Raw genomic sequence first — 20,500 nt, 5'->3', positions numbered from 1 at the left:
TCTGTTCACTAAACGTTCTTTTGAGCATGCGGTTCCCGCGACTGCGAGCATGCGTTTGGAACACTGTTGTTGATGTCCTCGTTCGAAACGAGCGCTGGATCAGGAGAACAAACGTGCCAATTATCGCAACAGCGGGCTGGTCGATCCCCAAGAAGGTGGCAGGTCAATTCGCACATGAGGGAAGCGGCTTAGCACGATATGCTTCCGTATTTGACGGCGTTGAGATCAACTCGACCTTCTACCGCCGTCACAAGCAAGCGACCTATGCGCGCTGGGCAGAGGCCGTACCGGACAACTTTCGCTTTGCAATAAAGATCCCCAAAGACATCACTCATGCTCAGGCGATGAGGGACATCACACCTCTGTTCAAGATATTCCTAGATGATATTGCGCCACTTGAAACGAAGCGCGGGCCGCTGCTTTGTCAGCTCCCGCCGTCTCTGGCTTTTGATCCGCAACGCTTCGACGTCGCGTTCCAAGAGATGCGAAATGAAGATGACGGGCAGCTCGTGATCGAGGTCCGGCACAAGAGCTGGATGTCGTCCGAAGCGCTTGAGTTATTGAGGAAATTCAAGATCGACCGCGTTCTTGCCGATCCGGCACCGGTGTGGCCCGCGGCGGACTTTGACCGCCCGGCAAGGTATGTTCGCCTCCACGGGAAACCGAGGATGTACTACTCGAGCTATAGCGATGATGAGCTGCGTGCGAACTTGGAGCGACTTGCTCCAGATGGCTGGTGCGTTCTTGACAACACTGCCTCCGGAGCAGCCATTGAAAACGCCCTGACCATGCTTGAGATGGACCATGCTTAAAATGCGCTAAGCGCATGACACGGTATGAGGTCAAACGCGTGTGAAGGTTGTCTCACATCTCCTGTCGTGCATGTCATAGTAAGAGGTTCTCCGCGGTTTCGCGAGCCGCGGCGAGACGCCGAGCCCTTTATCCGCTTCCACTGCCGCACGCTCTCCAGGACAAGGATAGGGCGAAGCAGAAATGTGTCAGAACCTTTAACTTTGCCTTGGCCCTTTGACGTGTTTCGACGAAATAACGGCTTTAACTGAGAAGAAGCATGGGGTCCGAAAACCCCATGCCAAAGAGTTAGACCCGGGGAGCCCGCCCCGTGACGAAAAGATCTTCCTCGTCGTCGCGCTGTTTTCCGCCAAGGGCAGCAGCAACCGATGAAATGAAAGCCCCAACGAGCAAGGAGATTGCGCCGATGATAGCTGTCGTTGCCGCGACTTTGCGAGCAGCATCAGCTGCTTGCTGCGCTTTCTGCTTCGCGTCATTGATCTGATTGAGGACGTTATCAACTCTCGCCCGTGCATCGGCTTCGTTGAGACCGGTGCGGGCCGAGACGATACCTGCGATGTAGGTTTTATCTGCATCTGGAACGCCGCCGCTCGCCGCCCCATGGATAAGGATACGAGATACCTCAGCCGTCGCTGCGCCATCATCGCTTCGCGCCTGCGCCGATGCCTGCTCGGGGCGCAATAGGGCATCAGTGAAGTAGGAGGTTGATGAGTTTTCCCCACTTGTCGAAGATGCCGCTGTCTGTGTCGCCGCCATAGATGCAGTGGAGGTTGCGCTTCCTACGGCACGCGCGCTCGCCCCGGCAAGCGATGTGAGAGATGACGCGAGAAATCCAAGCACAATAATGGTCGCCAACGCCCAGCTCATAAATCCATGTGCTGTATCTCGAAAGAAAACTTCATCTGTATGGATGGCTGCCCACTTTGTGCGCAATCTACCAGTAAGATATCCACCAAGTGCTGATGATAGCCATTGAACGACCACAAGCCAGATGGCTGCCGTTACACCGATGGTTGTCGCAGAACTGCTTTCGCCTGACCACGGCGAGACCATCGTCAAGCCAAAGCCTGATCCTAAGAGCAAGAGGATCAGAGTGATACCGATCGCGGTAATAGCGCCTCCAAAGATCGGGCCCCATGAAATCGCTGGCTTCGATGACTCGATAGGGGTGACATCTGCGGGTTGAGAAAGGGACATCGACATTCCTAGCGTACAAAAATCGCGAGCAGGATGATGATTGGCAGCGGAACGCCGAGTAGCCAGAGTAGAATGCCACGACCCATTAGAATATCTCCTTCTCAATGATGACCTTGTGGGCTTGCAACCTTCTCTTGCAGCTTTTGTTCCCGAGCCATGAGAAAGATATTACTGATCGCTGCCTATGGCGTGCGGTCTAATGGATCAGGAGATGATCCATACACGCTTTCCGCTGGCCTTCCCCGCCAGCGTAAACGGCTATCCGATCTAAGAGCTGGACCTCATGACACGCTTATGCATTCAATGAAAGCAGACTAAATCCAAGCTAACGTCAGCTTTTTCAACCAGAGCCGCATAACGAGGCAGGAACTTTAACTATGCAGGATATAAGCCGGTAAGCGGCCGAGTGCTTCTTCGCTCGCCGGGCGTGAAGGCATCCCGATCCTTCCGCCAAAGACCATACATTTCAGGGCCGCGGCAACTGAACCCAAGCGAACAGCGTCCTTTACATCCAGAGCTTCAGCTAAGCCCAAAGCAAACGCACCATGAAAGGCATCGCCGGCCGCAAGACTGTCCACTGAAGCGACTGGAAGGGAAGGCTGATGATAGAGATTGCCGTCTCTTCTATCCACCCAATAGGCGCCTTGAGCGCCGAAGGTCACACAGACGAGTGCATGCTGAAAACGCGCAGCAAGCGTGCGAACGAGGTCCCCGGGCTTGGGTTGATCGCACAGTGAACGTGCGGCCGGCTCAGAAAATATGATGTAGTCTGCCGCATCTCCAAGGCGCGACAGCGTCTCTGCGGGAGCGACGTCCCCATCCAGGATGGCGGGAATGCCAAGTCGTCGCGCAACCGTCAAGACGTCGAACGCAACAACGGGCCATCGCACGTCGACCATGACCGCCTGGAAACGGCGGATCGAGTCCTCCGTGACAGGCGGCGGGTTCTCGTGAAGTCGTGGATCGTAAAACGGGACGATCAAACGATCTCCGGCCGCATCGACTAAAATTGTTGACAAGGCGCTCGGCGCACCGTCCACAATCGTCACCTCGCTGACATCAATCCCGTCACGTGCAAGATCGCTTAATATCTTCGAACCCGTCTGGTCGTTCCCAGCCGCTGCCCAGAGCGTTGCCGCGCCGCCAAGTCTGACAACGGCGAAGGCGGCGCTTGACGCCATGCCTTCAGCAACCTGCAGCATTTGCGTCGGCAAGATCTTTCCCTCTCCTCGGGGTAGTTTGTCGACCCGGAAAATTGTATCGAGCACGGCAGCTCCGACGCAAAGGACACGCTTTTGCATCGATCAAAGTCTTCGACCGGTCTGCTTGTCGAACAGATGAACCCGCGGTAGATCGATTTGGATGTGGATGGCGTCGCCAAACCGAACATCCAACCGCTCTCGAAACAAGCAGGCAATATCTTCGCCATGCGCTTCGAGACGCGTGAAGATCTCCGATCCTGTCCCTTCTATGAGCGTCGCTCTTCCTTCGATACCATCAGAAGACGCGCGAATATGTTCTGGACGTACGCCGTAAACAAGACCTCGCCCGCCTATGTCTTTTGGCAAGTCTTTTGGCAACGGCAGGATGAGCCCCTTGTTCGTCCGGAACACGCCTTCCTCCAGACGTCCTTCAATGAAGTTCATGGCTGGTGAACCGATGAAGCCCGCCACAAACATATTGGCTGGACGGTCGTAAAGCTCCAATGGCGCACCGATTTGCTCGATATGGCCGTCGTGAAGCACGACGATCTTATCGGCCATCGTCATAGCCTCGACCTGGTCATGCGTTACGTAAATTGTAGTCGTTCCGATACGTTGATGCATCGTCTTAATCTCACCGCGCATTTGCACGCGCAGTTTCGCATCCAGATTGGAAAGTGGTTCATCAAATAGGAACACCTGGGGATCTCGAACGATGGCTCTTCCCATTGCAACACGCTGGCGTTGACCGCCGGATAGCTGCTTTGGATAGCGATCCAACAGCTTTTCAAGGCCCAAAATGTTGGCGGCATGAGTGACCTTGCTGCGGATCTGCGCCTGATCGACTTTCTTGAGTTTGAGCGCGAAGCCCATGTTTTCTGCCACTGTCATGTGCGGGTAAAGAGCGTAGTTCTGAAATACCATCGCGATATCGCGGTCCCTGGCAGGCATGTTGGAGACTTCACGCGGGCCAATGCGAATTGCACCGCCGCTGACTTCTTCCAAACCTGCAATCATCCGCAGAAGCGTCGATTTCCCGCAGCCTGATGGACCGACAAGAACGACGAATTCACCCTCCGCAATATCGATGTCGATCCCATGGATGACTTTTACAGCGCCGTAATTCTTCTGGATGTTCTGGATATTGACGGTTGCCATGGAATATCTGTCCTTCGTTGGAATAAGGGGGAGGGCATTTTGCCCTCAACCGCCCTTTACAGCGCCAGCTGTCAGGCCAGCGACGATCTGCTTTTGTGCAAACATGGTCAGCAATAGTACGGGCAACGTCACGATGAGAGCTGCCGCTGCCAGCGGGCCCCAGCTGACTTGCTCGAACGAAAGCATGTTGTAGACGGCGACAGGAAGCGTTCTGGTGTCGCGATTGGCCAAGACGATGCCGAAGACAAAGTTGTTCCAAGAGAAGATCAGCGCCAGAATGAAGGAAACCACTATCCCTGGTTTGGCGATCGGCAGAGCCACGAGCCTGAACACTTGCCAAGGCGTCGCACCGTCGATGCTGGCGGCTTCTTCGAGTTCCATCGGCGTTGTTTCGAAATAGCCAATCATGATCCAGACAACGATCGGAACAGTGACGACGAGATGGATGATGATTTGTGGCCAAAGGGTACCGATGAGCCCTGCCCACTGAAAGAGCAAAAAGAGTGGGATCAGAAAAGAAAGCCCCGGCGTCATACGCGCAATCATGATCACCACAGCCGATTTCTCAGCCTTGAGTCGCGCGATGCCGTACGCGCACGGCACGCCGATCAAAAGCGCCAACAGGGTTGCCGATCCGGTCACGAGAACGGAGTTCCAAAAATACAGGAGAAAGTTGTTTTCTTCGAAGACCGTCACATAGTTTGACCATGCGAAGTTTTCCGGGATGAATATCGGGGGATAAGCGCCGTTATCGATCTCGTATTTAAGTGAAAGAGAAATCATCCAAAGGAAAAACAGGACGACCGGGGAGACCATCACGAAGGCCACAAAGAGAAGGCCGATCTGATCGAGTAGCTTTTTGCGGATGAAGCGGTTTGCCATTAGCGATCCTCCATATCCGACCATTGCGCACGCTGACGCACCATCAGAAGAATGAACGACAGTGCGATGATGATGAGGAAAAAGACGACTGCCATGGCTGAGCCATAGCCAATGTCGTAATAGGCGAACGCGGTGTTATAGAGGTAGATATTGATCGTCTCTGAAGCCGTTCCGGGCCCTCCTTGCGTCATAGCATAGATGATGTCGAAGCTCTTGATCGCATCGATGGAGCGGATGATCACCGCGATCATCAGGAAGGGCGCAATCATTGGCATGGTCAGATAGCGGAACTTTTGCCATGCATTGGCGCCGTCAATTTCAGCGCTCTCGTAGGGTTCGCGCGGAACGGCAGCGAGGCCACCGAGCACGATCAGCATAACAAGAGGTGTCCATTGCCACGTTTCTACGAGGACCAGCGATGGAATAACGGTGAACTGGTTGTAGATCCATTCCTGCGGACCAAGGCCGAGGAAAGACAGGAGATAATTTAAAACGCCGAGCTGGGGATGGAACATCATCGTCCACACCAACGCTACAGCAACCGGAGTTGCCATCATCGGCATGACAAAGACGCCGCGCAGGAAACCGCGAAACGGGAACTTTGCGTCGAACACGAGGGCTGCCAATGTGCCGAAGAACAACGGGAGGATGACGGAAAGGGCCGTATAGGTGGCAGTATGCCACAAGGACTCCCAAAACCGCATGTCCTGCGCCAGACGCACGTAATTGGCAAAGCCAATAAAGCTGCGAGGTTGGCCCAGCGTCCAGCTATTGACGCTCATCCACAATGTGAAGAGCCAGGGAAAGACAATGACCGCTGACACGACCAATAGCGAGGGCAAGACGAAAGGCCAATAGTTGGGGGCAAGCCGCGGTGGCTTACCCTGCTGTGCCGTTTCGTCGGCGACCGAGTTATCGATGCTCAACGATGCCATCATCCCTCGCTTCGTGCCAGGACCGGCTCGAATTGGGCGGTCGCGGTCTTTAGTTCAGCTTCCGGGTCGGCACCCCCGATCATATTCGTAAGTGCCACGCCGTAAATGTCGCGGAATTCAGTGACCGGGATCACAACGGGCAGGGCAAGTTTCGATACCTTACCAGAGCCTGCTACGGCATCTAGCCAGCTACCCGGCATCTTGACGCCCTCGCGGACCTTTGGATCGGCCAAGATGGACTGACGGAACGGTACGCCCGCACCGGCCTGCAGGAGGCGCGCGCCCATATCATGCGAAATTGCCCATTGGCAAAAGAGATAGGCAGCCTCTTTATTGGAGGACCCTTCCACCACACCGAGCCCATCGCCGAAAGTTCCGGCAGCTTGGGCGGCCGGACCCTTCGGTATCACGCCATAACCTGTCTTGCCGACTACGCGCGACTTCTGTGGATTTTCGATCGGAGGGGCAAATCCGACGCCATCGAACCACATTCCAATCTTGCCTTGGAGGAAGGCAGATTGCGCTTCCGCCCAGTTGAAACCGGATACGCCGGGAGGTGCCGATTTGGTCATCAACCGCTGGTAAAGCTGTGCTGCTTCCACCGCCTCCTTGGAAACAGTATTGACCTTGCCATCTGCCGTTATTGGAGCTGCACCATAACCGAGCATCAGCGAGGTCCAAACAGGCGTATTGGCGTTCTTCAGTCCGCGCGCGACAAATCCGTACGTATTAGAGGACTTGTCGGTAATGGCTTCGGCTGCGGCGACCATCTCTTCAAAGCTTGTGGGATAGGCGAGGCCTTTCTTTTCAAAAAGCTCCTTGTTCCAGTAGGTGATCCAGTAATCGACGGAAAAAGGCAGCGATCTGAGAACGCCATTCGCGTCTTTTGCAAAGAGAAGACCTGCCTCAGCGAAATCAGCTTCCGTCATAGATGCATCGGTGAGCGAGGGGTCCTTCAGGAAGCCGCTGATATCAGCAAGCCAACCGCCCTTCTCGAACTGACGCTTCTGGACGTGATAACTGAGATGCACCACATCGAAACTTGGCTTGCCGCTGCTGAGCTCAATCACGGTCTTTTGCCGCTGCTGTTGTTCCGGCGTTGCCTCTGCATTCACTTTGATGCCTGTCAGGCTTTCAAATTCAGACAGGTATTTTACAAGCGTCTCGCTGCGTGGGCTCTTGATTAGATTGACGTTGAGCGTGGTTCCGGAAAATCGCTTCCAGTCAACAGCGGCAGATGCTGGCCTGCCACCCAGGATCGCTGCGCCGGCGAACGCAGCACTTGCTGTGAGAAACGAGCGGCGTGTTGGTGTTATGATCGAGTTTGTCATAGTTCCTCCCATTTTGAACGGCCGCCTCTCCTCAGGGCGGGCCGAGAATGACGTCAGACCGCCAACGCGCGGTCCCTTGCATTGCCGAGATGAGCAACCAGGCGATGAATCGCCTCCTCGACGGACCGCTTTTGGATTGCCTCAAGAACGGCCAGATGTTCCCTCATCACCGGCGCGACGCGCCCTTCGATGCGGATCCGTTCCTGATTGATGAGGCGCATCTTGATGGCGTTAACGCGGTAGGCGTTTGATATGATTGAATTGCCCATCGCATCCACGAACGCGTTGTGCATGCCCCAGTCCGTTGCTTGAGCATGTTGTTCAAGCTCAATGGAAGGACCATCTTTTTCAATTCGCTGCAGGATCTCACGGTGCTGCTCAAACAACTTCTCTACCACCTGATCGCTCGCATTACGCGTAAAGAAGGCAACGGCCTCCTTTTCCAGCACAATTCGAAATTGGAAGGCTTCCCGTATCAGACTGAGATCGATATGGGCGATCTGCAGTCCCCGCTGGGGAACCGTTTTGATCAGTCCTTCCGTCTCCAACCTTGGTATGAGCTCGCGAATGGCGCCAAGCGTGAGACCTGTCAGTTCCACCAATTGGCGCTGGGAGATGAACTGACCAGGGCGAACATCACGTGCGAGAAGGTGGCGCGTGAAGCTTTCATACGCCTTTTCTCGCAGAGGTACCTGTTCGCCGGTGTCGTCCATAAACTTCTCCGCTGACTTGTCTTATATCGACCGCCTTCAGGCGGCCTTTACCGCGAAGGCTTGATCGAATGCCTGTGCGATCGTGTCTCGATCGTGGGAGGAAATCGTCATCAGTGGCGGCCTTACGTTTAGCCATAGGGCGTTGCCGCTGGTTCGCGCAACCAGCGCCTTGACCGATGGCGTTACCGGATAGTTCAAGATCACGTTCACGAGATCCGTCACGCGCTGATCGTCCTTCCCATCGACCGCCATAGCGCGAACTTCAGGACCGAGAAGATTGGCCATGCCAGAGATTGCGCCCTGGCCACCGAGGCGGGTGCCTTGTGCCAGATGGCGCTCATCGCCGATCATAATCGCTAGATCTCCATGCGTCCTCAGAAGGCGTTCGGTATGTGCCCAGTCGCCGCCTGAATCCTTCACGCCGATGACGATGTCGGGGAATGCTGCCCGCAGACGGGTTACAAGTTCAACGGAAATCTTCGCCATCGTTACGGACGGAATATTATACACGATGACATCACGCGCCTTTGAGCCCAGAGACTTGAAAGCCGCAGCGAACCATTCAAACAAGCCGTCGTCGGAGACATTTTTGAAGTAAGATGGGGGTGCTAGGAGAATGTTGCGTGCGCCGTTGTCGAGCGCTTCTGACATCTGTTCCACGGCATCGGGAATGGAATCAACGAGAACACCGGCAACGATGTGGTGACCCTTGATGCTGGCCGCTGTGAAGGACGAAATGACCTTCAGTCGCTCCTTGTGGCCGATTGAACTGCCTTCGCCCGTCGTTCCGAACAAGGTCACGCTGTCGCAACCGTTCCCAAGGCAAAATTTTGCGTGTTCGACCAACAGGGAAGTCTGGATCTCACCCTCATGGTCAAATGGCGTGGTCAGTGCCGCCGACAGCCCAAACTTCTTTACCAAGTGCATACTCCTCACCTTCGTTGTGGACTAATATGCATGTAACATGTTAGATGTAAACAGCTAAGTTCTCAGTCATGCAAAGGAGCATTTTGGCGTCATGATAATGCATTGGCGCTTCGCCAAGAACGACCGGCTGATGACATAGCCAGCGAGGAGTGCCCAGGTCGCTGCCAATTTGAGATAGCTCGTTCGGTTCGACTGATGACCTAACCCATAATGCGTGCCCTAATAATTGACATGTTTTAGATGGGATGTAGAAATGCCTCCAGAGATGGAGGAGAGAATGCTTGCGAAGGGCGTCATCGCGAGAACCGTCCAGGAGATGGGCCGCTCAATTGTGAGCGGGGAGTGGCAGCCGGGATCGGTGTTGCCGACCGAGATTGAGCTCGCTGCCAAATACGGCGTTGGACGGAATGCTCTTCGCGAGGCAGTTAAAGTCTTAGCGGGTAAGGGCCTGATAAAAACCGCTAGGCGCTATGGCTCACGCGTTGCTGATCGAAACCTTTGGAGTGATTTTGACGCCGATGTTATCCGCTGGCGCCTGCGCGATCGCGCGTCGCATGCGCAGTTCCGCCGGGAGGTGGCTCAGCTACGCGAGCTGATCGAACCGGGAGCTGCAGCGATGGCGGCCCGCAATGCCAGCGATGAAGAACGCCGTGAAATAGTCTCCTTGGCGCAAAGCATGACAATACAGCCGACTTTACCGGCCATTGAGCTTGATATTGCCTTCCACATGGCGGTTCTCGGCTCAACCCATAACTCCCTCCTGCAGGCTTTGCGGTCGCCAATGGAAGTTATGCTACGCAGCCTCTTCAACGCCGACCTCGAACTTTCCGAGGTCGGCCTCTCGTATGATCCTAACCCCGCCATTCACCTTGCCCTCGCAAGCGCGATCGCCGGCCAACGTCCGGAAGAGGCAAGGCACATCGCAACAGCGATCGTCATCAGGGGCGCAGAGGGCGCTGATCGACTTGAACAGCTTATCGACGCTAGCCAGGAAACGAACCATGAAGATTGAAAAGATTGAGTGCTTCACACCGCGCGTCGGTCATCGCAACCAGCTTCTTGTCAAGGTCACAACGATAGATGGGATCTATGGCTGGGGAGAGTCCGGACTGACAGGTCGCGAACATGCGGTTATCGGCGCTATCAAACATTTTGAGCAGTTCCTGATCGGTCGCGACGTTCGCCGCTGCGGCGCTCTTTGGCAGGAAATGTATCGGAGCCAGTATTTCGAGGGAGGGCGTGTCCTTACCGCCGCAATTGGCGCTCTCGATATTGCTTTTCACGATATTCGCGGCAAGGCTTTTGGTGTGCCTGTTTACGAGCTTCTCGGCGGAAAGCAGCGGGATCTCGTTCCGGCATTTGCCACAGCACCTGCAGACCCAGGGCCTGAGATGATCGAGCAGGCGAGAATCCTTTGGGACGCCGGTTGGAAGTGTATTCGGTTCGTCCCATGGGGCCAGCATTCCACTGACTTGTTCGAGCCGAGGGAATCGATCGCAAAAACCGCGCCATGGATGGTAAAAGCGCGCGCTGAGTTAGGCGATGAAGCGGTGCTGGGCATCGATTATCATCATCGGCTTTCGGTCGCAGAAGCAGCCTCTTTCTGCCAGAAGATGCCAAGCGGAACCTTGGACTTTTTGGAAGAACCAATCCGTGATGAAACGCCAGAAGCCTACGAAGCTCTTCGGCGAATGACGGACGTGCCGTTTGCCATAGGCGAGGAGTTCTCCTCGAAGTGGCAGTTTCTTCCTTATATCGAACGAGACATCCATCAGTTTAACCGGGTCGATATTTGTAATGTCGGCGGCTTCACGGAGGCAATGAAGGTCGCGGCTTGGAGTGAAGCCCACTATGTCGACCTGATGCCGCACAACCCGCTCGGTCCGATCTGCACGACGGCGACGGTGCATCTGGCTGCTGCTGTTGCAAACTTTTCCTGGCTCGAATGCCGAGCTTCGCCCGTCGAGCAACTCGGCTTTGATTCACGCGAGATCTTTCCGCAGCAAGCCGAGCTCAATGGAAGCTTCTATCATATTCCGGATGGTCCTGGACTGGGCATCGAGGTCAATGAGGAGGCCTTGCAAAACGTCGACTTTCAATACTTCGAGCCACCGCACCTGCGCCGCCAAGACGGCAGTTTCACCAACTGGTGATGAAGATTTCTGGGAGGAGATCATGGACAATATAAAACAAGCAATGAGGCCGAGCAGGACACGGTACGTGATCACCGCTCTCTTGTTCTTCACAGGCGTCATCAACTACCTCGATCGTACGAATCTTTCGATCACTGCGCCGTCTCTGACTGGCGAGCTGAACATTGATCCCATCACGATGGGATGGCTGTTTTCCGCGTTCGGCTGGACCTACACCGCCATGCAGCTTCCCGGCGGGTGGCTCGCTGATCGCGTTCACCCGCGGGTGCTCTATCCGCTGACAATCCTGGTATGGTCGATTGCAACACTAAGCCTTGGTTTTGTGGCCGGCGTGTTCAGTCTGTTCATCTTGCGGCTCGCGGTCGGCGTGTTCGAGGCGCCGAGTTACATCGTAAACAACCGTATCGTCACGACCTGGTTTCCCGAGAAGGAGCGTGCATCCACGATTGGCGTCTATATTTCGGCCCAGTATGTCGGACTTGGCTTCCTGACGCCTGTCCTTATCTGGGTCGAGGCGGCCTATGGTTGGCGCTCCGTCTTTATCCTAACCGGCGTTCTCGGAGTTATCGCGGCAATCTTATGGGCAACAGTCTATCGTGACCCTGCCAAGTTCAAGGGAACGAACGCGGCCGAACTTGACCTCATCAGGCGGGGTGGGGGTGTTCCCGAGCTGAGCACTCGTCTCCTGCAGGAACAGGCAGGCCGGAAGTCGTTTTCCCTTTCCGATCTCAAGACCGTTCTGAGCAAGAAGAAGCTTTGGGGCATCTATATTGGCCAGTTTTCTTACCTGGCATCCGCCAACTTCTTTCTCACATGGTTTCCGACATATTTGGTTCAGTACCGGCATCTCGATTTCATCAAAGCGGGGTTTTATGCCTCGGTGCCGTTCCTGGCCGGGTTCGCAGGTGTTTTAGTGTCCGGCTTTCTATCTGATTTGCTGCTGAGGAAGGGTTTTTCACTGAGCGCCTCGCGCAAGATCCCTGTGCTCACAGGCATCGGACTTTCAGTCCTGATCGTCGGCGCCCAATTTGTTGATAGTCCCGCGTTCATCATCATGTTCCTGGCCATCGCTTTCTTCGGCACAGGAATGGCTTCGATAACCTGGTCTTATGTGTCCGCGCTTGCCCCGGAGCGATTGATCGGATTGACGGGTGGGGTCTTCAATCTCTTCGGCGGCCTTTCCAGCATCGTCATCCCGATCGCCATAGGATATCTCGTCAAAGGCGGAAGCTTTGCGCCGGCTCTTATCCTGTGTTCGTCCTTGGCGATCGTTGCCGCTGCCTGCTACATCTTTCTCGTCGGGAAAATGGAGAGGGTCAAAGAATAGAATTAAAGGCTTATCCCGTTCGTACAGGTGCATACTAAATGCTGTGTTGGCATAAAAGCGACAACCTCGGTGCAAGACAGAGAATTCCAGAACTCGGATGTAAATGGGTCAGTCTTTACCGTCGGTCCCCAAAGGATCAGAAAAATTGACCCCTTACCAACTTGTCTTACATTGTCTTTCACTTGACCAGAGGGAGAAGCCATATGACCAAGTCGCAAGGATCGGAATCCGTGACTCTCCGCGTCCCCTCGGACGTCGTTGCAAGCATTGAGGCCATCGCTGAGGCCACCGACCGTTCAAGAAGCTACATCATCGTTCGCGCCCTGAAGACGTATCTCCTCAACGAAGGAGCGGACATCTTAACTGCAGCCCGTGGACGCGATCAGATCGCGGCTGGCGAGTATGAGGACATCGACGACATCATTGCTGACGTGGACAAAATCGTTGCCGGACATGCTGCATGACGCGGGTGAGAGTTTCGAAGGAAGCCGCTAGCTTCATGAGGAGCGAAGCGGCCTACCTTCGTCGTTGGAACCCGCATGCCGCACAGAGTTTCTCGGATACCATCAGACGCGCAAAGGATGTTTTGAGGACCTTCGCCAGTGCTGGGAACGCAACGCACGGACTTCAAATCGATGGCGGGCTTTACACTTGTCATCGACGCCTACCTATTCGACTACATGCGTGACGATGATGATGTGAACATCATCGCAATACGTCACGGTCGAATGCTTCAGCTAACGCCAAACGTCGAGGAAGAACTCGACGACGACTTGGAAATGGAGGGGTCTAATGATGACTTATCCCGCACCTTCAAGCCGTGAACCCCTCAGGTTCTGCATTGACCTGTCTCCCGCGTCTTGCGCCCGTGATGGGCGAACCAATCGGAAGATGTCGTAAAAAGCCTTTTGTGCATTCTGCCTGAACAGGGCCTAGCGGATGAACATAGCGGCGGATGATGCGCTCCTAGCAAGGACGCCTTGAGGGTAGCGTTGGGCGCAACGGCTTGCCGTGAAAGTCGTTGTGCCGTGCTTCCTCGCTTCGAATATCGTCGAGGGCGTCGAAGATGTCCAGCACGTTCTCAAGGGCATATTTCTTGGCACGTACGAGACGCGCTGGATCGGCCATTCCAGCACCTGGTCTTTGTGCTGATGTTTCTATTTGCGGGTGTCGCTGATGGTGCCGCGCCAGGTAATGAGCCGATCTTCTGGCCCACCAAGAGGGGCGTCTATTGACGTCTGGAAGCTGCGGCGACGGTTCCAGCGGAAAGCGAACTCGTTGCAATAGATATCGACGTCCTTCATCGGAGACGTTGGTAGGTGCCCATCGCACAGCGCTTGAAGTTGGAGAAGATGCGAGGAACCCACTTCAGCACGATAGGGGATGCTTGAGCGTTCTTTGGCGCTGAGATTATGTGCGTTTGTGTTCACATCAGGGGCGCTTGTCTGCCCTGCCCGAGGTGACGCCTTTAGCAGAGGATGTCGCTTCGTGGACTGGTGCATGCGCCGACCATGCGTCCAGAGCGAAAGGACTACTCATAGCGCCAATAGCCGCCAACATCTCCAATCCCGCGCATATGCAAGGCCAAAGATGATCTCATTCGCCTCCGGTAAAAACGGCATTAGGGAGACGACGCTAGGGCTTGCTCTAAAATCGATTTGCAAAACGTCCCTTCATGACAACGCGCCATAGCGCAGACGCGAAGGTGCCAGGCGTGCTAGGACGGTATCGGGATCTAGGGGGCGAGCAAAGAAGTATCCCTGGCATTCATCGCATCCTTCATCAGACAGGAGCGCCAATTGCTGCAGCGTCTCGACACCCTCTGCTGTGATGGTAGAGCCAAAGCTTCTGCCAAGCGCGATAATGGCGCGTACGATCGAAAGGCTATCTTGCGAGTGGGGCAGGCCTTTGACAAAGGATTGGTCTATTTTGATCTTATCGAATGGGAAACTTCTGAGGTAAGACAGGCTTGAGAAGCCGGTGCCAAAATCATCAAGCGCGATGTGGACCCCAAGCGCCTTCAGTTGCTGCAGAGTTGCGATATTCTCTTCGCTGTCCTGCAGGAAGATGCCCTCGGTTATCTCAAGTTCGAGCCGGTCCGGGAGAAGGCCCGCTCCTTCGAGGGCAGAGGTTACGTCGCTTGCAAGCTGGAAACCGCCGAACTGTAGTGGCGACAGATTGACGGCGACCTTGATATTTGCCGGCCAACTGGACGCGGCCAAGCAAGCCTCTTTCAACACCCATCTGCCGATCTCACGGATGAGACCTGTCGATTCCGCCGCAGGAATGAATTCCGCAGGCGAGATGGAGCCGATCACCGGATGTTCCCATCGGATTAGGGCTTCGCAACAGACTGCGGTTCCTGACGATGCGTCAAAGATTGGCTGATAAACGAGCCGAAACTCATTGCGTCCCAATGCACCACGCAATTCGTTTCGAAGGACACGCTCTCGTTCGGCCTTTTCTTCCATTGAGGCTTCGAATAGACAAAAGCCTCCTTCACGTTTTTCTTTGGCACGATAAAGCGAAACGTCTGCCCGACGCATAAGCACGTCGGCGGTTGTTCCGTGTTGTGGAAACAGCGCAATCCCGATGCTGCAGCCAACTGAAACATGTTGGCCGTCGAGTGCAATGGGTTCGGCAAGGTGGGCGCTTATTTTGAGTGCCAGCGCCTGAGCAGTTTCTTTCGCATGGCGCAAGGGCTTGATGATCGCGAATTCATCGCCTCCCAACCTTGCCACGATATCATTGGGCTCCTTATCGGCTAGGAGCCGTTCGGCAACTTTTCGCAGGACCTCATCGCCGGCCTGATGGCCAAGGCTATCATTGACGGCCTTAAACCGGTCAAGGTCGACAAGAAGCAAGGACAGTTCGTTTCTCTCAGCAGCGCAAGCCATCAGATGGCTGTTGAGTAGATCTTGGTAAGCAACGCGATTTGGCAGATCAGTCAGGATATCGTGACGCGACAGATGTCTGTTCTTCTGCTCCATCGCAAGTCGCTCTGTCACGTCCTCAGAGATGCCAAGCAGATAGAGAGGCTTTCCGTCAGAATCGCGCACGCCAACTTTCTGGGTGCGTAGTGAGCGGACGCCCTTCGGCGTCGAGAGGGGTTCGTTCTCGATGACCACCAATTCCTGTCCGGCGGCGACCGAGCGATCATCGGCTGCGTAACGCGCAGCATCTTCGTTCGAGAAGAAATCGAAGTCGGTTTTTCCGATGATATCAGATCGATCCATGCCGAGAAGATTTTCGCCAGCCTTGTTGATCAAAACGAAGCGACCATCCTGCACGTCTTTGACAAAAAGCATTGATGGGATGCTTTCAACCACGGCATCCAAGAATATACGCGTATTTTTGAGCTCAATTGCCGCCCGTTCGCGTTCGGTCACGTCAATCAAAGCAGCGAGAATGCACTCCTTTCCTTGGTGGGTGATACGCCGAGCATAGGGAAGAACACGGAGCCGACGCCCCATCGAATCCAGATGCGAAACAGCATCCGTCGGTTCATACACTGAGGCCATCATGTTGATATTATTGACGATGTCTGGGTGATCTTCCGGTGGCTTCAGGTCAAAGACGGATAGCTCCAGGAACCGTTCTTTGCTGTAGCCGTAAAGATCGCTGCAGGCGTTGTTGGTTTCGACGAAAAACAAGTCCTTCGCATCGAAAATCCACATTGGTATTGGATTGCACTCGAACAGCATCTTGAAAGACGCTTCGCGCTGTTTGCGCTCTGTAACGTCGCGCAGGATAATACCGATTTGCACGGCCCCGTCTGCAGACCAAACGCTCGCCGTCAACTCGATTGGCGCTTCTGAGCCGGACTTGGTTGTCAGCGTCGTCTCAAACGCTCGCAAAGCGGCGTAGTCCCGTCCGCATTTAGTGAAGCGGGTGACCGCGGCATTCACCTTCAGAACGATGTCCGGCGGCAACAGAGCGCTCATTGGCATATCGATCAGTTCTTGGCGCGAGTAGCCGAGGATCTTAGAGGCGGCAAGATTGGCATAGGTGATCGTTTCAGGCAGCGTCACGTTGATGATGCCGTCATGTGTTGCCCGGCTGAGGCAAAGTGCGGCTTTCTGTGCTTCCGTAAGACGCTTGAGCTCCAGCTGATCCATGACGAGGCTCGCGAGCGCTTTCAAGCGCTGGCAGTCAGCTTCCGAAAATCGCTCCCGTGGTTTGCCGTCTATGATGCAGAGCGTCCCGATTATATAACCTCTCGGCGTGATAAGTGGCGCGCCGGCATAGAAGCGAATATTCGGTTCACCCGTCACGAGGTCGTTTTCCACAAAACGAGGGTCCTTGGTTGCGTCAAGCACAACAAGCACATCTTCGCTCGCCAACGCATGAGAGCAGAAGGAGACACTTCGGCTTGTCTCGCAGCGGTCTAATCCGATCCTGGCGTTGAACCATTGCCGATCTTTTTCGACGAGACTGACAAGGGCAGTACTGGTTCCGAACAGATCTGCAGCGAGAGAAACGATGTGATCGCCAGAATAATTGGGCTGATTTTCGAGAAAAGCATATTGCTGGACGTCGTTGAGGCGTCTGCGTTCATAGGCTTCGGACAGTTGATAATTCTTCGGCGCGGACATCCAAACCTCGAATGAAGAAACAAATGATCATTATCGGAGCCGAATGCTCCCATCTAAAAATTGGCCTGTTCAACGAGTTGATGAAAAGAAATCGACTTGTTCAGAGCGTCGCAGTCATTGCGACGTCGGTTTGCACCGCCGCGTTGAGAAAAATATGCGCGATGAACCCTTATGAGACCTAAAGGTTCAGATCCTCTTGTTCGGATGCTTTCTCAATGTTTAAGAAGACCCTGGAAGAACTGTCCGCTGGTGATGGTCTGCCCGTCCAGCTGTCGTTGCGGCGACATTTCTTCGCATGAACTTGCTCCACCCCAAAAAACGAAGCGCTAAGGGTGCCACGGCATTACCTTTGCTCGCTTCCGCCATTGATGAACTGGTTGACGGGCGGAAGACGCGGCCCAATTGCTCAGAAGACCCCCGCTACAACCAACGGGTATATGAGGGGCATCAAGTACCGCGGCAGATTGCAATTGCAGCTTCATGACTTGTTTGCTTGTTTTTTATCTCATGGCCGCACAATACTTAAGCACATGATTTGAAAATGGTTTTTTGGGCGCGATATTTACAATAATATGTGCGTGATCCGACAATTTGATCGAGACCAAATCCCCCTAAGCTCAACCCGTCTGTTGCGTGAAAAAGCAGCGTCTAACAATGGAGCGGGAAATGAAAAGAATTGCAACTGGGGGCATTAAGACATTTCGCAGGGCATGGCTAAGCTTTGGTTTGACGGCTCATCTCTTCATAGCCGTAGTGAGCGCCGCCACGTTCACATCTTCATTGGATGCGCATGCGGCCGCACCCGAGGCATGCGCTGCCCTCCAGACGAAATACCCGTCGCTGAAGGGTAAGACGCTCATTAACGCGATCAATCCACACACTCCAGGTTACGAAACGATCGATCCCAACGATCCCTCGAAATACATCGGTTTCGATATAGATCTGGGGGAGGCGATTGGCGAGTGCCTCGGCTTCAAGGTGGAGTATAAGTCGGTCACCTTCGCAGCGCTCTTGACAACGCTCCAGGCCGGACAGGCCGACATCGTCATCTCTGATATCTACGCTACCAAGGATCGCGCTAAAGCCGCCGACTTCATCACCTATCTGAAGGTCTATGACGGTGTGCTCGTCGCAAAGGGCAATCCAAAAAAGATCGATGGCATTAACAAATCGCTGTGCGGAGCCGTTGCGGCCGAAAACACAGGTTATGTTGAAGTGCCTCTCATTCAGGCTCTGGAGAAGGAATGCAAGGCAGCCGGCTTGGCCGCACCGGAAATTCAGCTCTATGACAATAATGCCAATTGTATCCAGGCCATCCTGGCAGGCCGCGCCGACACCTACATTAATGACGTGAACACCGTTGACGGAGCGGTTAAAGCCTATCCAGAGAAGCTCGAAAAAGCGACCGCCGTGACGTTGCCCTATTCCGTCGGCATCGCAGTCCCCCGTGACAAGACCGACTTCCGCGACGCCGTCATGGCGGCCTTAACAGAAATCCAAAAGTCTGGTCAGCAGGTCGAGATGATGAAGAAATGGGGCCTTCCGTCAGAGCAGATGGAAGCGCCAAAGCTAGTGCTTGCCGACTGAATCTAGCCTCACGCAGCGGCCGGGCAGAGCAAAGCCCGGTCAATGCTCCCTAGAACGCTCAAGCGGGGCAAGATGGATCTATTTTTTCATTATCTCAGTCAGCCTTATCTGGTCACCGGCATTGTCTATACCTTGCTGATCACGTGCTATGGGCTCTTGGGCGGCGCTGCTATGGGTGTCGTACTTGCAAGTATGCAGCTCAGTCGATTCCGCGCTCTTGCCATTGTTGCTCGTGCCTATGCGATCATCTTTAGAGGCACGCCACTCATTCTGCAGATGATCTTTTGCTACAACGCCTTGCCGCTCATTGGGATTAGGCTCACTGCGATTGAGGCTGCGAGCCTGGCCCTTGCCTTAAACGAGGCGCCGTTCATTGCCGAAATCATTCGTGCCAACATCATAGCTGTCGATCGTGGACAGATTTCCGCAGGCCAGGCTCTCGGTATGCGCCCGCTTGCGATCATGCTGCGCGTTGTGGTTCCGCAGGCGGTGCGTACCATGGTTCCCGGTCTTGGCAACGAGGCCGTCAGTGCCCTGAAGAATTCATCGCTTGCATCGGTCGTGTCGGTACAGGAGCTCACGTTGCGGAGCACCCAACTTGCATCTGCTACCTTCGATTTTTTCGCGATCTTCTTCGCATCCGGTCTCATGTATCTAATTCTCACAGGAGCCATTGCGGTTATCCAACTGACGGTCGAGTCATCACTCGACCTTGAGAAGCAGAAGACTCCACGCTGGTTCGCACGTTTGCTATCCAAGAAAGCAAGGTCGAAAGTCGACGAGACCGTTCTGCCAACCGCCGGGGTCGATGCATCGCTTCCGCCGGCAACGGCGAAGGCCCTGCGGCCGATCGACAAGGAGCGGCGCTGGGCCGCGGTCAATACGAGCCGGACTGCGGTTGAAATCCGCGGTCTTCGTAAGAGCTATTCCGGTCGCACAGTCCTGGACCAGTTAGATCTTGATGTCCGTGTTGGGGAAGTCGTTGCACTACTTGGACCAAGTGGCTCGGGTAAAAGCACCCTTCTTCGCTGTATCAATCACCTTGAAACCTGGGACAGCGGTGTCATCGAAGTTCTCGGGCGCCAGATCGGGATACGTGCTGATGGCGGCATGCGTTCGCCTCGGGAGATTGCCAACGAGCGTGCGAGTGTTGGTGTCGGCATGGTGTTCCAGAATTTCAATCTCTTCGGCCATCTGACCGCAAGAGAGAATATTTCCGGTCCGCTACGCTGGGTCCAAGGGCTTTCTGTCAGCGAGGCTGACCGGAGAGCGAAGGAGTTGCTTGATCGCGTCGGTCTTTCCCATCGGGCAGATGCATTGCCTCGCCACATGTCCGGCGGCCAACAGCAGCGTGTCGCCATTGCCCGAGCGCTCGCGCCCAATCCCGCCGTATTGCTTCTCGACGAACCGACCTCTGCGCTTGATCCTGAACTTGTCAGTGAAGTGCTGGAGGTGATCCGCCGATTGGCCGTTGAAGACGGGCTGACCATGGTAATTTCTACACATCAAATCGGTTTCGCCCGCGATGTGGCGGATCGAGCGGTGTTTCTTGCTGATGGGGCGATCGTCGAGCAAGGGCCTGCAAACGAAATCCTCGTCAGACCCCAAAACGCGCGGACTGCGCAATTCCTTCAGATCATGGATGACGAGGCCGGCAAGATCGCATGACGATCCCAGCCTCGT

18 protein-coding genes are annotated in these 20,500 nt (G+C 54.8%); 8 read left to right on the top strand and 10 right to left on the bottom strand.

Annotation, left to right across the window (positions count from 1 at the left end):
- The first annotated feature begins 113 nt into the window (after positions 1-113).
- The gene (locus VQ830_RS12425) at positions 114-812 is read left to right on the top strand and encodes a DUF72 domain-containing protein (protein ID WP_337268429.1); all 699 of its coding nucleotides are present in this window, start codon (positions 114-116) and stop codon (positions 810-812) included.
- A 286-nt stretch (positions 813-1,098) separates the two neighbouring features.
- Here the strand turns inward: VQ830_RS12425 and VQ830_RS12420 are convergent, their stop codons facing one another.
- From VQ830_RS12420 to VQ830_RS12385, 8 genes are all read right to left on the bottom strand, one after another.
- Positions 1,099-2,013 (bottom strand): hypothetical protein, encoded by a 915-nt coding sequence (locus VQ830_RS12420; RefSeq protein ID WP_337268428.1) that lies wholly within the window; start codon positions 2,011-2,013, stop codon positions 1,099-1,101.
- Positions 2,014-2,378: 365 nt separating this feature from the next.
- Positions 2,379-3,308, bottom strand: coding sequence for a sugar kinase (locus VQ830_RS12415; RefSeq protein ID WP_337268427.1), 930 nt, complete (start codon positions 3,306-3,308; stop codon positions 2,379-2,381).
- Between the two features lie 3 nt (positions 3,309-3,311).
- Positions 3,312-4,367 (bottom strand): ABC transporter ATP-binding protein, encoded by a 1,056-nt coding sequence (locus VQ830_RS12410; protein WP_337268426.1) that lies wholly within the window; start codon positions 4,365-4,367, stop codon positions 3,312-3,314.
- A gap of 45 nt (positions 4,368-4,412) precedes the next feature.
- Entirely contained in the window at positions 4,413-5,234 is an 822-nt protein-coding gene (locus tag VQ830_RS12405) for a carbohydrate ABC transporter permease (protein WP_337268605.1), read from the bottom strand.
- A 14-nt stretch (positions 5,235-5,248) separates the two neighbouring features.
- Positions 5,249-6,184, bottom strand: a complete 936-nt coding sequence (locus VQ830_RS12400) for a carbohydrate ABC transporter permease (RefSeq protein ID WP_337268604.1) — start codon at positions 6,182-6,184, stop codon at positions 5,249-5,251.
- Positions 6,184-7,515 (bottom strand): ABC transporter substrate-binding protein, encoded by a 1,332-nt coding sequence (locus VQ830_RS12395; RefSeq protein WP_337268425.1) that lies wholly within the window; start codon positions 7,513-7,515, stop codon positions 6,184-6,186. The genes VQ830_RS12400 and VQ830_RS12395 overlap by 1 nt, the downstream gene beginning before the upstream one ends.
- 53 nt (positions 7,516-7,568) lie before the next feature.
- A complete protein-coding gene (locus VQ830_RS12390; protein WP_337268424.1) occupies positions 7,569-8,228 on the bottom strand; it encodes a GntR family transcriptional regulator in 660 nt (219 codons plus the stop codon).
- Between the two features lie 36 nt (positions 8,229-8,264).
- Positions 8,265-9,149, bottom strand: a complete 885-nt coding sequence (locus VQ830_RS12385; protein ID WP_337268423.1) for a dihydrodipicolinate synthase family protein — start codon at positions 9,147-9,149, stop codon at positions 8,265-8,267.
- Between the two features lie 283 nt (positions 9,150-9,432).
- Here VQ830_RS12385 and VQ830_RS12380 point away from each other — a divergent pair, with 283 nt between their 5' ends.
- The 5 genes from VQ830_RS12380 to VQ830_RS12360 all read left to right on the top strand — a co-directional run bounded on the left by VQ830_RS12380 (position 9,433) and on the right by VQ830_RS12360 (position 13,459).
- Positions 9,433-10,167: a FadR/GntR family transcriptional regulator gene (locus tag VQ830_RS12380; RefSeq protein ID WP_337268422.1), complete on the top strand. Its 735-nt coding sequence runs from the start codon at positions 9,433-9,435 to the stop codon at positions 10,165-10,167.
- Positions 10,157-11,308 (top strand): mandelate racemase/muconate lactonizing enzyme family protein, encoded by a 1,152-nt coding sequence (locus VQ830_RS12375; protein WP_337268421.1) that lies wholly within the window; start codon positions 10,157-10,159, stop codon positions 11,306-11,308. The genes VQ830_RS12380 and VQ830_RS12375 overlap by 11 nt, the downstream gene beginning before the upstream one ends.
- Positions 11,309-11,330: 22 nt before the next feature.
- A complete protein-coding gene (locus VQ830_RS12370; protein ID WP_337268420.1) occupies positions 11,331-12,635 on the top strand; it encodes an MFS transporter in 1,305 nt (434 codons plus the stop codon).
- A 203-nt stretch (positions 12,636-12,838) separates the two neighbouring features.
- Complete coding sequence (locus VQ830_RS12365) at positions 12,839-13,099, top strand: CopG family ribbon-helix-helix protein (RefSeq protein ID WP_337268419.1); 261 nt, start codon at positions 12,839-12,841, stop codon at positions 13,097-13,099.
- Between the two features lie 138 nt (positions 13,100-13,237).
- Positions 13,238-13,459, top strand: coding sequence for a hypothetical protein (locus VQ830_RS12360; protein ID WP_337268418.1), 222 nt, complete (start codon positions 13,238-13,240; stop codon positions 13,457-13,459).
- Between the two features lie 142 nt (positions 13,460-13,601).
- Here VQ830_RS12360 and VQ830_RS12355 read toward each other — a convergent pair whose 3' ends face one another.
- Positions 13,602-13,763: a hypothetical protein gene (locus VQ830_RS12355; protein WP_337268417.1), complete on the bottom strand. Its 162-nt coding sequence runs from the start codon at positions 13,761-13,763 to the stop codon at positions 13,602-13,604.
- Between the two features lie 545 nt (positions 13,764-14,308).
- Entirely contained in the window at positions 14,309-17,230 is a 2,922-nt protein-coding gene (locus VQ830_RS12350) for a bifunctional diguanylate cyclase/phosphodiesterase (protein ID WP_337268416.1), read from the bottom strand.
- A gap of 654 nt (positions 17,231-17,884) precedes the next feature.
- Between VQ830_RS12350 and VQ830_RS12345 the strand changes: the two genes are divergently transcribed.
- Both VQ830_RS12345 and VQ830_RS12340 read left to right on the top strand, forming a co-directional pair.
- The gene (locus tag VQ830_RS12345; protein WP_438617796.1) at positions 17,885-18,817 is read left to right on the top strand and encodes an ABC transporter substrate-binding protein; all 933 of its coding nucleotides are present in this window, start codon (positions 17,885-17,887) and stop codon (positions 18,815-18,817) included.
- Positions 18,818-18,889: 72 nt separating this feature from the next.
- Positions 18,890-20,485: an amino acid ABC transporter permease/ATP-binding protein gene (locus VQ830_RS12340; protein WP_337268414.1), complete on the top strand. Its 1,596-nt coding sequence runs from the start codon at positions 18,890-18,892 to the stop codon at positions 20,483-20,485.
- The last annotated feature ends 15 nt before the right edge of the window (positions 20,486-20,500 follow it).

Origin of the sequence: Oryzifoliimicrobium ureilyticum, assembly GCF_037199735.1 — a bacterium.
GTDB lineage: Bacteria > Pseudomonadota > Alphaproteobacteria > Rhizobiales > Rhizobiaceae > Rhizobium > Rhizobium ureilyticus.
This window is presented reverse-complemented; position numbering and strand designations above follow the sequence as displayed.